Here is a 12,084-nt window from a genome sequence, read left to right as displayed (position 1 = left end):
AATAAGGCAGGAATATAAGGAAAAGTAATCGCCTTTGAGGTGAATGAAATTGCGATTATATTGACTGTTTATGCAATGAATAAAAGCCTTCCGGGGCGATTGATCCAGGTCATCGCCGATGAAAGCTAAAAGTGGCAGGCTACGCCCTTTCGTTTGGGCGGCCTTTCAGATTATGCAGTTACAGAAATTAGTCAATATGTTTGGTGGGGATCTTGCTCGCCGGTATGGAGAAAAAGTCCATAAACTCACTTTGCATGGCGGTTTTAGCTGTCCAAACCGCGATGGCACCATTGGACGCGGCGGGTGTACGTTCTGTAATGTCGCTTCTTTTGCCGATGAGGCACAGCAGCACCAATCCATTGCTGACCAGCTTGCTCATCAGGCGAACCTCGTCAATCGCGCACGTCGCTATCTCGCCTATTTCCAGGCTTACACCAGCACCTGGGCGGAAGTGCAGGTGCTACGGTCGATGTACCAGCAGGCGATAAGCCAGGCGAATATTGTGGGTTTGTGCGTCGGCACGCGCCCTGATTGCGTGCCGGAAGCGGTGCTGGATTTGCTTTGTGAATACCATCAACAGGGCTATGAAGTGTGGCTGGAATTGGGCCTGCAAACCGCTCACGATAAAACGCTGCATCGCATCAACCGTGGGCATGATTTCGCCTGCTACCAGAAAACGGCGCAGCAGGCCCGTAAACGCGGCCTGAAGGTCTGCACGCATTTGATTGTCGGGTTACCAGGGGAACGTCACGTGGATTGCCTGGAGACCCTCCAGCGCGTTACAGATGCTGGCGTTGATGGCATTAAGCTGCATCCGCTGCATATCGTGAAAGGCAGTATTATGGCGAAGGCATGGGAAGCTGGCCGCCTGAACGGTATTGGCCTGGAAGAGTATACCGTTATTGCCGGAGAGATGATTCGCCATACGCCGCCGGAGGTTGTCTATCATCGCGTTTCCGCCAGCGCGCGCCGCCCGACGCTGCTGGCGCCGCTGTGGTGCGAAAACCGCTGGACCGGCATGGTGGAGCTGGATCGCTATCTGAATGAGCAGGGCGGACAAGGTTCGGCGCTTGGTCGCTGCTGGCAATTACCCGCCTGAACCGGCGACGAAACCTTAACTCTCACCGCATTTTTCACACAAGCTTCAATCCCTTGCCCAGAATTGAGTATTATTGAGCGCAATTGTCCGAGGGAAACTCTATGAAGCAAATCCGTTTACTGGCGCAATACTACGTCGATCTGATGATGAAGCTTGGTCTGGTGCGCTTTTCCTTGCTGCTGGCTTTAGCGCTGGTGGTGTTGGCTATCGTCGTGCAGATGGCGGTCACCATGGTATTGCAGGGGCAGGTGGAGAGCATCGATGTCATCCGCTCGATCTTTTTTGGTCTGCTGATCACTCCGTGGGCGGTCTACTTCTTATCGGTGGTGGTTGAGCAACTGGAAGAATCTCGCCAGCGGTTATCGCGGCTGGTAGAAAAACTCGAAGAGATGCGCGATCGCGATCTGAAGCTCAATGTGCAGTTAAAAGATAATATTGCCCAGCTTAACCAGGAGATCAGCGATCGTGAAAAGGCTGAAGCGGAGCGCCAGGAGACCTTTGAACAGCTAAAAAGAGAGATGCAGGAGCGTGAGCAAACGCAGATCCAGCTCGAACAACAATCCTCCTTTCTGCGCTCTTTCCTTGATGCCTCACCGGATTTGGTTTTCTACCGTAACGAAGATAAAGAGTTTTCCGGCTGTAACCGGGCGATGGAACTGCTGACCGGCAAAAGCGAGAAGCAGCTCATTCACCTGAAACCGCAGGATGTCTATTCGGAGGAAGCCGCAGCGAAAGTCATTGAAACTGATGAAAAAGTCTTTCGTCATAACGTATCGCTGACCTACGAACAGTGGCTGGATTATCCGGACGGGCGCAAAGCCTGTTTCGAAATCCGTAAAGTGCCTTATTACGACCGCGTGGGTAAACGCCACGGGCTGATGGGCTTTGGCCGCGATATTACTGAGCGTAAACGCTACCAGGATGCGCTGGAGCGGGCCAGCCGGGACAAGACCACCTTCATTTCCACGATTAGCCATGAGCTGCGTACACCGCTGAATGGCATCGTCGGCCTGAGCCGGATCCTGCTCGACACGGAGTTAACGCAGGAGCAAGAGAAATACCTGAAGACAATCCATGTCTCAGCCGTGACGCTGGGGAATATCTTCAACGATATTATCGACATGGATAAAATGGAGCGCCGCAAAGTTCAGCTTGATAACCAGCCGCTGGATTTCACCAGCTTCCTAGCCGATCTGGAAAACCTTTCCGGTTTGCAGGCGCATCAAAAAGGGCTGCGTTTTGTACTGGAGCCAACGTTGCCGCTGCCGCACAAGGTAATTACCGACGGTACGCGTCTGCGGCAGATTCTGTGGAACCTGATCAGCAATGCGGTGAAATTTACCCCTCAAGGGCAGGTTGAAGTGCGCGTTCGCTACGATGAAGGCGAAATGCTGCACTTCGAAGTGCAGGATTCGGGTATCGGTATTCCGCGCGACGAGCAGGATAAGATCTTTGCCATGTATTACCAGGTGAAAGATAGTCACGGCGGCAAGCCAGCCACAGGGACGGGTATTGGCCTGGCCGTTTCGCGTCGCCTCGCCAAAAATATGGGCGGTGACATCTCTGTCAGCAGCCAGCCTGGCTCCGGGTCCATCTTTACGCTGACCGTTCATGCGCCCGCAGTGGCGGAAGAGGTTGATGACGCTTTCGAAGATGATGATATGCCGTTGCCCGCGCTGCATGTGCTGCTGGTTGAGGACATTGAGCTGAATGTCATTGTTGCGCGCTCGGTGCTGGAAAAGCTGGGTTGTAGCGTTGATGTGGCGATGACCGGAAGCGCGGCGCTGGAGATGTTTGCCCCGGGCGAATACGATCTGCTGCTTCTGGATATTCAACTGCCGGACATGACCGGGCTGGATATTTCCCGCACGCTAACCAGCCGTTACCCGCGCGAAGATCTGCCGCCGCTGGTAGCACTGACGGCCAACGTGCTGAAAAACAAGCAGGAGTATCTCGATGCGGGCATGAATGACGTATTGAGCAAACCGCTGGCGGTCCCGGCATTAACTGCCATGATTAAAAAGTTCTGGGATACAAACGCCAACGAGGAGGAGCAGGTGATAACTGTCGATAACAGCAAAGTACAAACGGTGCTGGATACGGCCATGCTTGAGCAATATATCGAGCTGGTGGGGCCTAAATTGATCACCGATGGGCTGGCTGTCTTTGAAAAAATGATGCCGGGCTATCTCAATGTGCTTGAGTCAAATCTTACGGCACGCGATCAGAAAGGCATAACCGAAGAGGGACATAAGATTAAAGGCGCGGCAGGCTCTGTCGGTTTACGCCATCTGCAGCAACTGGGGCAACAGATCCAGTCTCCCGATCTTCCGGCGTGGTGGGACAATGTCGGTGAATGGGTGGAAGAGATGAAACAGGAGTGGCAGAACGATGTGGCGGTACTGAAAGCCTGGGTTGCGGCGGTGGACGCTGGAAAAAAATGACCCCGGATTAACCGGGGTGCGCGAATACTGCGCCAACACCAGGGAAACCGTGGCTGCGCCGTAATTTTTACTCTTTTTTGCAAGGGCGTAGCCTGAAAAAATTCGACCACACGCACATAAGATAGCAAATCTTAAATGATTTGTTACATCAATCAGTGAAATGTGTGAAGCAAGGCTCCCTTATCAAAATTTTTAATTATCGACAGTACGCTGCATAAAGGATGAGCAAAATGAAAAAAGTGGGCGTGATTCTTAGCGGCGCGGGTGTCTATGACGGTGCGGAAATCCATGAGGCGGTGATCACATTACTGGCGATCGCCCGTTCAGGCGCTGAGGCAGTTTGCTTCGCGCCGGATAAATGGCAGAGCGATGTGGTGAATCACCTGACGGGTGATGTCATGACTGAGAGTCGCAACGTGCTGGTCGAAGCTGCCCGAATTGCGCGTGGAAATATCCGGCCGCTGGCACAACTATCAGTAAATGATCTGGATGCGCTGATTGTACCTGGTGGTTTTGGTGCCGCCAAAAATTTGAGTAATTTCGCCAGCCAGGGCCGCGAGTGCGTCGTCGATGATACGCTTAAACAGCGCGTGCTGGAGATGCATCAGGCGGGTAAACCGCTGGGATTTATGTGTATCGCTCCGGCGTTGCTGCCGAAAATTTTCGACTTCCCGCTGCGTCTGACAATCGGTACGGATGTCGATATCGCGGAAGTGCTGGAGGAGATGGGGGCGGAACATGTGCCGTGCCCGGTGGACGATATAGTGGTGGATGAAGATAATAAAGTGGTAACCACGCCAGCGTATATGCTTGCTGAGGATATTGCGCAGGCTGCGGCGGGGATCGAAAAGCTGGTGGCGCGCGTACTGGTGCTGGCGGAATGAGAAACGGCTTTCGCGGCCCGCTGAAAACTATGCTCAAGCGTATTGCGCTGCGGGTTTTACTGGTACTGGCCATTTTCTGGGGCGGCGGCATTGTGCTGTTCAGCTTTCTGCCGGTGCCATTTTCTGCCGTGATGGCCGAGCGGCAAATTGGGGCCTGGTTGACGGGTAACTTTGGCTATGTTGCTCATTCCGACTGGGTCAGTATGGATGAGATTTCACCGTGGATGGCGCTGGCTGTTGTCGCAGCAGAGGATCAGCGTTTCCCCGATCACTGGGGGCTGGACGTTGGCGCGATCCAGAAGGCGCTTTCACATAATGAACGCCATGAGAACCGTATTCGTGGCGCATCGACTATCTCTCAACAAACGGTGAAGAACCTGCTGTTATGGGATGGAAAAAGTTGGGTGCGAAAAGGGCTGGAAGCCGGGCTGACGCTGGGGATGGAAGCGGTGTGGACGAAACGGCGTATCCTGACGGTGTATCTCAATATTGCAGAGTTTGGCGACGGCGTGTTTGGCGTGGAAGAGGCGGCTCAGCGCTATTTCCACAAACCGGCCAGCCGGTTAACCATGTCGGAAGCGGCATTGCTGGCGGCAGTACTGCCAAACCCAATACGTTTCCAGGCGGCAGCGCCATCCGGCTATGTTCGCAGCCGTCAGGCGTGGATCCTGCGCCAGATGCGCCAGCTCGGAGGAGAAGGCTTTTTGCAGAGCAATAAGCTGTACTAACTCAGTCTTCGTCAAAGCCCGCGTTGAACAGGGCAATCACGGCTGCCAGGGCTTCTTCTTCCTGTGGGCCGCTGGCTTCGACTTCAATTTGCCGCCCTTTGGCGGAATCCAGCATCAGCAATGCAATCACGCTGCTGGCTTCCGCTTCGGTACCTTCGTCGTTGCGCAGTAACACTTCTGCGTCAAATCCCTGTACCAGCTCAAACAGTTTCATCGCCGGGCGCGCATGCATGCCCAGTTTATTGGTGATCTCAACGGTTTGTTTTACGGTCATGTTTTGCGTTTTTCCAGCGTACGGTGACGGGACTGAACGTTTTTACCGCGCGAGCGGAAATAATCCGCCAGCTGTTCGGCGACATAAACAGAACGATGCTTACCGCCAGTACAGCCGATAGCGACGGTCAGATAGCTACGGTTGTTGGTTTCCAGCATCGGTAACCACAGTTCAAGATAACTGCGGGTCTGGTAAATAAAATTGTGCACTTCGGTATGCCGGTCAAGGAACGCCGCGACAGGTTTGTCGAGACCGGTCATCGGGCGCAGTTTCGGATCCCAGTGCGGGTTGGGCAGAAAGCGAACGTCAAAGACGTAGTCGGCATCGATAGGGATGCCGTGCTTAAAGCCGAACGACTCAAAGACCATGGTCAGTTCGCGCTCGCGCTTGCCGAGCAGGCGGGTGCGCAGCATTTCGGCCAGCTCATGTACCGACATTTCGGAGGTATCGACAATCAGGTCCGCGCGGGAACGCAGTGGCTCCAGCAGGTTGCTCTCTTCATCGATAGCGCTTTCCAGCGATAAATTCTTGCTGGAGAGCGGATGTAAGCGGCGCGTATCGCTGTAGCGCCGAATCAGCGTGTTGCGGTCAGCATCAAGGAACAGCAGCTGCGGCGAGAAGGCATCTGGCAGACTGCTCATCGCCTGTTCAAAAATTTCCGGTGATTCCGGCATGTTACGCACATCAATACTGACGGCGGCAGAGGTCTGACGATCGGCGAGCGTCTGCGCCAGTTGCGGCAGCAGCACGACCGGCAGGTTATCGACACAATAGAAGCCCATATCTTCCAGGGCGCGCAGGGCCACGGATTTTCCTGAACCCGAACGACCACTTACGATCATCAGGACCATGAACCGTTTCTCCCCACAACGACAAAAAAGGTGTTCTTCCCGTTACGCATCGTCGCTTTCGCCTTCTGTCTGCGTGATTATCTGATACAGCTCTTCATCGTTCTGCGCACTGCGCAGGCGACGACAAATGGTTTTATCCGCCAGCCGTTTAGCCACCAGCGAGAGCGTATGAAGATGCGTTTTGGTTTGATCGGCCGGCACCAGCAGTGCAAACAGCAGATCAACGGGCTGATTATCGATAGCGTCGAAAGCTATGGGCGTTTCGAGCTGCACAAAAACGCCGACGGCACGCAGCGTGTCCTCTTCCAGCTTACCGTGGGGAATGGCAATACCGTTACCAATACCGGTACTGCCCATTTTCTCACGCGTAAGAATGGCTTCGAAAACGACCTGTGGCGGCAGGCCGAGCTGTTTTGCCGCCAGTTCACTGATGATTTCCAGCGCTCGTTTTTTGCTCTGGCAGTGAACGCCGCTACGTGTACATTCCTGGTTAAGGACATTGCTCAGTTGAAGAGCCGAATCGTTATTCATCATAATTTCACCTAAGCGCCGTCAGAGCTAAGCACCCTACCGGGTTACGGTAGGGTGCAACGCGCCAAACGAACGCCCGGACAATTAGTGTTGTTTCAGTTTATCTTTATGTTTTGTCAACTGCCGCGATAGTTTATCAATCAAACCGTCGATGGCAGCGTACATATCCTGTCCTTCCGCGCTGGCATGCAACTCACCTCCATTTACATGCAGGGTTGCATCCGAGGTATGGATCACTTTCTCCACTTTCAACACAATATAGACCTGATTAATCCTTTCGAAATACTGCTCAAGCTTGGCAAATTTGCTGTTCACAAATTCACGTAAAGCATCAGTGATCTCGACGTTTTGTCCTGTGATGTTAAGCTGCATAGTGTCTTCCTTATCGGTTGGGTCACACCAGCTGTTTACGCTGGTTAGACGGCGGAATGGATAAAGACTCTCGATACTTCGCAACGGTACGCCGCGCTACCATAATTCCTTGATCGGAAAGCAGCGTCGTCAGCTTACTGTCGCTCAGCGGTTTTGCAGGGTTTTCTGCGGCGATTAATTTCTTAACCAGCGCGCGAATGGCTGTTGACGAGGCTTCGCCGCCGCCTTCCGTATTCACATGGCTGGAGAAGAAATACTTCAGTTCAAAAATGCCGCGAGGACTGTGCAGGTACTTCTGAGTTGTCACACGGGAAATCGTGGACTCGTGCATTTCGACGGCCTGGGCGATATCCGCCAGCACCATCGGTTTCATAAACTCTTCGCCCTGTTCAAAGAACGCCTGCTGCTGCTCAACGATGCAGCGGCTGACGCGCAATAGCGTGTCGTTACGGCTTTCAAGGCTTTTGATCAGCCACTTCGCTTCCTGCAAATTACTGCGGATAAACTGGGTGTCGGCGTCATTGCGCGCGCCGCCGCCCATTGAAGCGTAGTGCTGGTTGATTTGCAGACGCGGAATGCTGTCGGAGTTCAGTTCTACCGTCCAGCGCCCGTTATGCTTACGCACCAGCACATCCGGAATGACATATTCTGGTTCGCCGGTCTGGATCGACTGGCCGGGGCGCGGATCTAGCGACTGGATCAAATTTACTGCTTCTTTCAGCACGTCTTCTTTAAGACGCGTGACGCGCATAAGAGAGCGGAAATCGTGGTTAGCGAGCAGATCGAGGTGATCGCTGATGATCAGGCGAGCCTCTTCGCACCAGGGCGTATCTTTCGCGAACTGGGAAAGTTGGATCAACAGGCAGTCGCGCAGATCGCGCGCAGCGACGCCAACCGGATCGAAACGCTGAACGCGCTTTAACACCGCTTCAACTTCATCGAGACCGATTTCTTCATCACCCATGCTTTCCAGCACATCCTCAAGCGACACGGTAAGGTAGCCGGTCTCATCGACCGCATCGACAATAGAGGTTGCGATTGCGCGATCGGTATCGGAAAACGGCGTTAACTCTACCTGCCACATCAGGTAATCCTGAAGAGACTGTGTCGTTTCCCCCTGATAAATCGGCAGTTCGTCATCAATATAATCGTGGCTGCTGCCGGAAGGTGTTCCAGCGGTATAAATCTCATCCCAACTGGCGTCCAGCGGCAGCTCTTCGGGCATCTCTTTCTGTTCGAGCGCGTCTACAGTATCCAGGCCTTCATTTTCCTGGGTTTGTTGGCTATCCACTTCTTCATGAAGATCGGCTTGTTCCAGCAATGGGTTACTCTCCAGCGCTTGCTGAAGTTCCTGCTGAAGTTCTAACGTAGACAGCTGCAACAGACGGATAGCCTGTTGCAGTTGCGGCGTCATAGCTAGCTGTTGGCTAAGCCTTAATTGCAAACCTTGCTTCATATTCAGAGCAGCACTCTCCGACAAAATACCTCGATAAACTCTACCCTATCAGAGTCTGAAGTCTTCCCCAAGATATACGCGCTTAACATGTTCGTCTTCAAGGATTTGCTGCGGTGTACCATGAGCAATTAAATGCCCCTGGCTGACGATATAAGCTCGTTCACACACCGCCAACGTTTCGCGAACATTGTGGTCAGTAATCAACACGCCTAACCCACTGTCACGTAAGTGTTCAATGATGCGCTTGATGTCGATAACCGAGATAGGATCGACGCCCGCAAAGGGTTCATCCAGCAAAATAAATTTAGGATTTGCCGCCAGTGCGCGCGCAATTTCAACACGGCGACGTTCACCACCGGAAAGGGACTGCCCCATATTGTCTCGCAGATGCTCAATATGGAACTCTTCCATCAATTCGTTAGCGCGATCGTCGCGCTGTTCGGAAGTCAGATCGTCACGGATCTGAAGTACCGCCATCAGGTTGTCATACACGCTCAGACGACGAAAAATGGACGCTTCCTGCGGTAAATAACCGATGCCGCGACGCGCGCGCGCATGCAGTGGCAGCAAGCTGATATCGTCGTCATCAATAATGATATTGCCCGCGTCACGCGGAACAATCCCGACCACCATATAGAAGGTGGTCGTTTTCCCTGCGCCGTTAGGGCCAAGCAGCCCAACAATTTCGCCAGAGTTAACGGTCAGGCTGACGTCTTCAACCACGCGGCGGCCCTTATAGGCTTTCGCGAGATTCTTTGCAGTTAATGTTGCCATAACGAATTAGTTACTCTTCTTAGGAGCCGGGGTTTGGGTGTTGCCCTTGTCCTGCAACTGCGACGGCACCAGTACGGTGGTGACGCGTTTACCTTTGTCGCTGAACGCCTGCATTTTCTGCTCTTTCACCAGGTAGGTGATCTTGTCGCCAGTGATGTTGCTGTCCAGCTGCTCGAGATAGGCTTTACCGGTCAGCACGACAAAATCTTTTTCCAGCTCGTAGTGCATCTGTGAAGCGTGGCCTTTCACCGGTTTGCCGTTGTCCTGCATCTGATAAAACGTAGCCGGGTTGCCATAACCATCAATGATCTCTTTGCCTTGCTGGCCGCCCGGGCGTGTTACCACCACTTTATCGGCGTTGATTTTAATGGTTCCCTGCGTCACCACGACATTGCCGGTGAAGGTGACAATATTGCCCTGCATATCCAGCGACTGCTGATCGGAGTCGATATGGATCGGCTGTTCGGTATCACCGGTCACGGCAAAAGCCGGAAGCGCAGCGGCAAAAAGCGTACTGGCGAGAACCAGGTTAAGGCTGAGTTTGTTTGTTTTGAATTTCATAGGAGCTTCTAACCTTTTCAATCAGCTCGGCGTTTTTGCTGCGTAAGTTGCCGCGCATTTTCAGGCCGGTGGAATTAAATGTTGTTCCGTACAATGTTACCTGATCATCGGAAGTAACATCCTGCGTTACCAGATTGATCTGGGCGTTATCCGTGGTGATTTTTCGTAGCTGTGCATCTGCTGTCAATGCGTTGACCTCAACATGTCCGTAAAGGTAAAGCATTCTGTCGCTTGTTAATTTCGCTTTATCTGACTTAATCGACCAGGTCGGTATTTTGTTCTGATCAAAGGTTGTCAGCACTGGTTGTGCGTACCAGCTCACGCCATCGACGGAGTAGTATTCGACATTTTGCGCAATCAAGCGGTAATTAAGCGCACCTTCCGGGCTATAAACCACCGTGTCGGTATGTTTGCTGGTGTAGGTTGGCGCCTGGTCGTCAGTTGTGGTTGGTTCAGACTCATCCTGAGAGGTCAGGTTAATACCAATCAGTACCAAAGCGACCAGCGCCAGTAGAATAATGACCCAACGTCTGGTTTTACTCATATCGATTGCCCTTTGGCCTCATCCAGCTTGCCCTGCGCCAGCAGCAACAAATCACACACTTCACGGACTGCACCGCGACCTCCATTGATGCGCGTGACGTAATCGGCACGCGGGAGCAGCAAAGGATGCGCATCGGCGACGGCAATGCTGAGACCAATTTCGGCCATCACTGGCCAGTCAATTAAATCGTCACCCACATAGGCAACCTGCTCCGGCGTTAGCGCCAGCCTGGCCAGTAATTCACGGTAGGCCAGCAGTTTATCCGACTGTCCCTGATACAGGTGCTTAATTTTCAGGGTTTCACAACGATCTTCTACCAGTTTAGCTTTTCGACCGGTAATAATGGCGATCTCAATGCCGGAAGTTAACGCACAGCGGATCCCGTAGCCATCGCGAACGTTAAACGCTTTTAGCTCTTCCCCATTATTGCCCATATAGATGAGGCCATCGGATAGCACGCCGTCCACATCGAGGATCAGCAGGCGAATTTTTTCCGCTTTGCTCATGACTTGCGCGCTAACCGGCCCATAACAGGTTGGAAGCGACGCGCCAGCATTACTCATTCTGATGTCCTTCTTTACACTACGCCAGCGCGCAGCAAATCATGCATATGTAACACACCCAGTAACTGGTCGCCATCGGCAACCATCACCGAGGTGATGTGGCGGGACTGCATCAGGTTCAGCGCATCGACCGCCAGCGTATTAGGCCGTACGCGAATGCCGCCCGGTGTCATCACGTCGGCAATACCCATGCTGCGTACATCTCCGCCCATATCAAATACGCGACGTAAGTCGCCGTCGGTAAAGATACCTTCGATCTTCATCAGATCGTCGCAGATCACCGTCATACCTAAATTTTTGCGTGTGATTTCCAGCAGCGCATCGCGCAAACTGGCGGCCTTGCTGACATGCGGGATCTCGTCGCCGGTGTGCATAATATCGTTTACCCGCAACAACAGCTTGCGTCCCAGCGCGCCGCCAGGGTGAGAAAGGGCGAAATCCTCTGCGGTAAACCCGCGCGCTTTCAACAGCGCAACCGCCAACGCATCGCCCATGACCAGCGCGGCTGTGGTGCTGGACGTGGGCGCCAGGCCCAATGGGCAGGCTTCTTTAGGAACCTTCACGCAGAGATGAATATCCGCTGCGCGCGCCATACTGCTTTCCGGGCGGCTGGTCATACAGATCAGCGAAACTTTTAGCCGTTTCAGTACCGGGATCAGCGCCAGTATTTCGTTTGATTCGCCAGAGTTCGACAGGGCGATCACCACATCCTGCGGGCTGACCATACCCAGATCGCCGTGAGCCGCCTCGCCGGGATGGACAAAAAAGGAAGGGGTGCCCGTGCTGGCGAATGTTGCCGCCATTTTTCTGCCGATATGGCCAGATTTGCCCATCCCCATCACCACCACTTTGCCGGCGCAATAAAACATTTTCTCGCACGCCTGAGCGAAGTCATGGTTGATATATTGATCAAGCTGTGCGAGGCCTTCACGTTCAATCTCGAGGACGTCTTTGCCTGCTTGTTGAAAGTCAAAACCCGGCTGCAAATCTATTTGCGACATAA

14 protein-coding genes are annotated in these 12,084 nt (G+C 53.2%); 4 read left to right on the top strand and 10 right to left on the bottom strand.

Features of this window, described 5'->3' with window-relative positions; translation table 11 throughout:
* Positions 1-172 precede the first annotated feature (172 nt).
* From C0557_RS23265 to mtgA, 4 genes are all read left to right on the top strand, one after another.
* Positions 173-1,099 (top strand): TIGR01212 family radical SAM protein, encoded by a 927-nt coding sequence (locus C0557_RS23265; protein ID WP_208663100.1) that lies wholly within the window; start codon positions 173-175, stop codon positions 1,097-1,099.
* 101 nt (positions 1,100-1,200) lie between these two features.
* Entirely contained in the window at positions 1,201-3,543 is a 2,343-nt protein-coding gene (gene arcB / locus C0557_RS23260) for an aerobic respiration two-component sensor histidine kinase ArcB (protein ID WP_208661526.1), read from the top strand.
* A 230-nt stretch (positions 3,544-3,773) separates the two neighbouring features.
* On the top strand, positions 3,774-4,427 hold the full coding sequence (elbB, locus tag C0557_RS23255) for an isoprenoid biosynthesis glyoxalase ElbB (protein WP_208661523.1): 654 nt from the start codon (positions 3,774-3,776) through the stop codon (positions 4,425-4,427).
* Positions 4,424-5,155: a monofunctional biosynthetic peptidoglycan transglycosylase gene (mtgA, locus tag C0557_RS23250; RefSeq protein WP_208661521.1), complete on the top strand. Its 732-nt coding sequence runs from the start codon at positions 4,424-4,426 to the stop codon at positions 5,153-5,155. The genes elbB and mtgA overlap by 4 nt, the downstream gene beginning before the upstream one ends.
* 1 nt (position 5,156) lies before the next feature.
* Here the strand turns inward: mtgA and npr are convergent, their stop codons facing one another.
* From npr to kdsD, 10 genes are all read right to left on the bottom strand, one after another.
* Positions 5,157-5,429 (bottom strand): PTS phosphocarrier protein NPr, encoded by a 273-nt coding sequence (gene npr, locus C0557_RS23245; RefSeq protein WP_007369893.1) that lies wholly within the window; start codon positions 5,427-5,429, stop codon positions 5,157-5,159.
* The gene (rapZ, locus tag C0557_RS23240; protein ID WP_007369894.1) at positions 5,426-6,280 is read right to left on the bottom strand and encodes an RNase adapter RapZ; all 855 of its coding nucleotides are present in this window, start codon (positions 6,278-6,280) and stop codon (positions 5,426-5,428) included. Before rapZ ends, npr begins: the two co-directional genes overlap by 4 nt.
* 42 nt (positions 6,281-6,322) lie before the next feature.
* Positions 6,323-6,814, bottom strand: coding sequence for a PTS IIA-like nitrogen regulatory protein PtsN (gene ptsN, locus C0557_RS23235; protein WP_007369895.1), 492 nt, complete (start codon positions 6,812-6,814; stop codon positions 6,323-6,325).
* 81 nt (positions 6,815-6,895) lie between these two features.
* Positions 6,896-7,183, bottom strand: a complete 288-nt coding sequence (hpf, locus tag C0557_RS23230; RefSeq protein ID WP_007369896.1) for a ribosome hibernation promoting factor — start codon at positions 7,181-7,183, stop codon at positions 6,896-6,898.
* A 22-nt stretch (positions 7,184-7,205) separates the two neighbouring features.
* Positions 7,206-8,639, bottom strand: coding sequence for an RNA polymerase factor sigma-54 (rpoN, locus tag C0557_RS23225; protein ID WP_035887975.1), 1,434 nt, complete (start codon positions 8,637-8,639; stop codon positions 7,206-7,208).
* A 48-nt stretch (positions 8,640-8,687) separates the two neighbouring features.
* Positions 8,688-9,413, bottom strand: coding sequence for an LPS export ABC transporter ATP-binding protein (gene lptB, locus C0557_RS23220; protein ID WP_074778586.1), 726 nt, complete (start codon positions 9,411-9,413; stop codon positions 8,688-8,690).
* Positions 9,414-9,419: 6 nt separating this feature from the next.
* Positions 9,420-9,974: a lipopolysaccharide ABC transporter substrate-binding protein LptA gene (gene lptA / locus C0557_RS23215; RefSeq protein ID WP_074778584.1), complete on the bottom strand. Its 555-nt coding sequence runs from the start codon at positions 9,972-9,974 to the stop codon at positions 9,420-9,422.
* Positions 9,943-10,518 carry an LPS export ABC transporter periplasmic protein LptC gene (gene lptC, locus C0557_RS23210; protein ID WP_074778582.1) on the bottom strand — a complete coding sequence of 192 codons (576 nt, stop codon included), beginning with the start codon at positions 10,516-10,518 and terminating at the stop codon, positions 9,943-9,945. The genes lptA and lptC overlap by 32 nt, the downstream gene beginning before the upstream one ends.
* Positions 10,515-11,081 (bottom strand): 3-deoxy-manno-octulosonate-8-phosphatase KdsC, encoded by a 567-nt coding sequence (gene kdsC, locus C0557_RS23205; RefSeq protein WP_035887972.1) that lies wholly within the window; start codon positions 11,079-11,081, stop codon positions 10,515-10,517. The genes lptC and kdsC overlap by 4 nt, the downstream gene beginning before the upstream one ends.
* Positions 11,082-11,095: 14 nt before the next feature.
* Positions 11,096-12,082: an arabinose-5-phosphate isomerase KdsD gene (kdsD, locus tag C0557_RS23200; protein WP_074778581.1), complete on the bottom strand. Its 987-nt coding sequence runs from the start codon at positions 12,080-12,082 to the stop codon at positions 11,096-11,098.
* Positions 12,083-12,084 lie beyond the last annotated feature (2 nt).

Origin of the sequence: Kosakonia sp. MUSA4, assembly GCF_013085925.1 — a bacterium.
Taxonomy (GTDB): domain Bacteria; phylum Pseudomonadota; class Gammaproteobacteria; order Enterobacterales; family Enterobacteriaceae; genus Kosakonia; species Kosakonia sacchari_B.
This window is presented reverse-complemented; position numbering and strand designations above follow the sequence as displayed.

What these genes read in the sequence shown, in the direction of transcription:
- lptA (WP_074778584.1), bottom strand. Translation starts at nt 9,974, where the DNA reads ATGAAATTCAAAACAAACAAACTCAGCCTTAACCTGGTTCTCGCCAGT.
- C0557_RS23265 (WP_208663100.1), top strand. Translation starts at nt 173, where the DNA reads ATGCAGTTACAGAAATTAGTCAATATGTTTGGTGGGGATCTTGCTCGC.
- rpoN (WP_035887975.1), bottom strand. Translation starts at nt 8,639, where the DNA reads ATGAAGCAAGGTTTGCAATTAAGGCTTAGCCAACAGCTAGCTATGACG.
- arcB (WP_208661526.1), top strand. Translation starts at nt 1,201, where the DNA reads ATGAAGCAAATCCGTTTACTGGCGCAATACTACGTCGATCTGATGATG.
- hpf (WP_007369896.1), bottom strand. Translation starts at nt 7,183, where the DNA reads ATGCAGCTTAACATCACAGGACAAAACGTCGAGATCACTGATGCTTTA.
- lptC (WP_074778582.1), bottom strand. Translation starts at nt 10,518, where the DNA reads ATGAGTAAAACCAGACGTTGGGTCATTATTCTACTGGCGCTGGTCGCT.
- ptsN (WP_007369895.1), bottom strand. Translation starts at nt 6,814, where the DNA reads ATGATGAATAACGATTCGGCTCTTCAACTGAGCAATGTCCTTAACCAG.
- elbB (WP_208661523.1), top strand. Translation starts at nt 3,774, where the DNA reads ATGAAAAAAGTGGGCGTGATTCTTAGCGGCGCGGGTGTCTATGACGGT.
- kdsC (WP_035887972.1), bottom strand. Translation starts at nt 11,081, where the DNA reads ATGAGTAATGCTGGCGCGTCGCTTCCAACCTGTTATGGGCCGGTTAGC.
- npr (WP_007369893.1), bottom strand. Translation starts at nt 5,429, where the DNA reads ATGACCGTAAAACAAACCGTTGAGATCACCAATAAACTGGGCATGCAT.
- kdsD (WP_074778581.1), bottom strand. Translation starts at nt 12,082, where the DNA reads ATGTCGCAAATAGATTTGCAGCCGGGTTTTGACTTTCAACAAGCAGGC.
- lptB (WP_074778586.1), bottom strand. Translation starts at nt 9,413, where the DNA reads ATGGCAACATTAACTGCAAAGAATCTCGCGAAAGCCTATAAGGGCCGC.
- mtgA (WP_208661521.1), top strand. Translation starts at nt 4,424, where the DNA reads ATGAGAAACGGCTTTCGCGGCCCGCTGAAAACTATGCTCAAGCGTATT.
- rapZ (WP_007369894.1), bottom strand. Translation starts at nt 6,280, where the DNA reads ATGGTCCTGATGATCGTAAGTGGTCGTTCGGGTTCAGGAAAATCCGTG.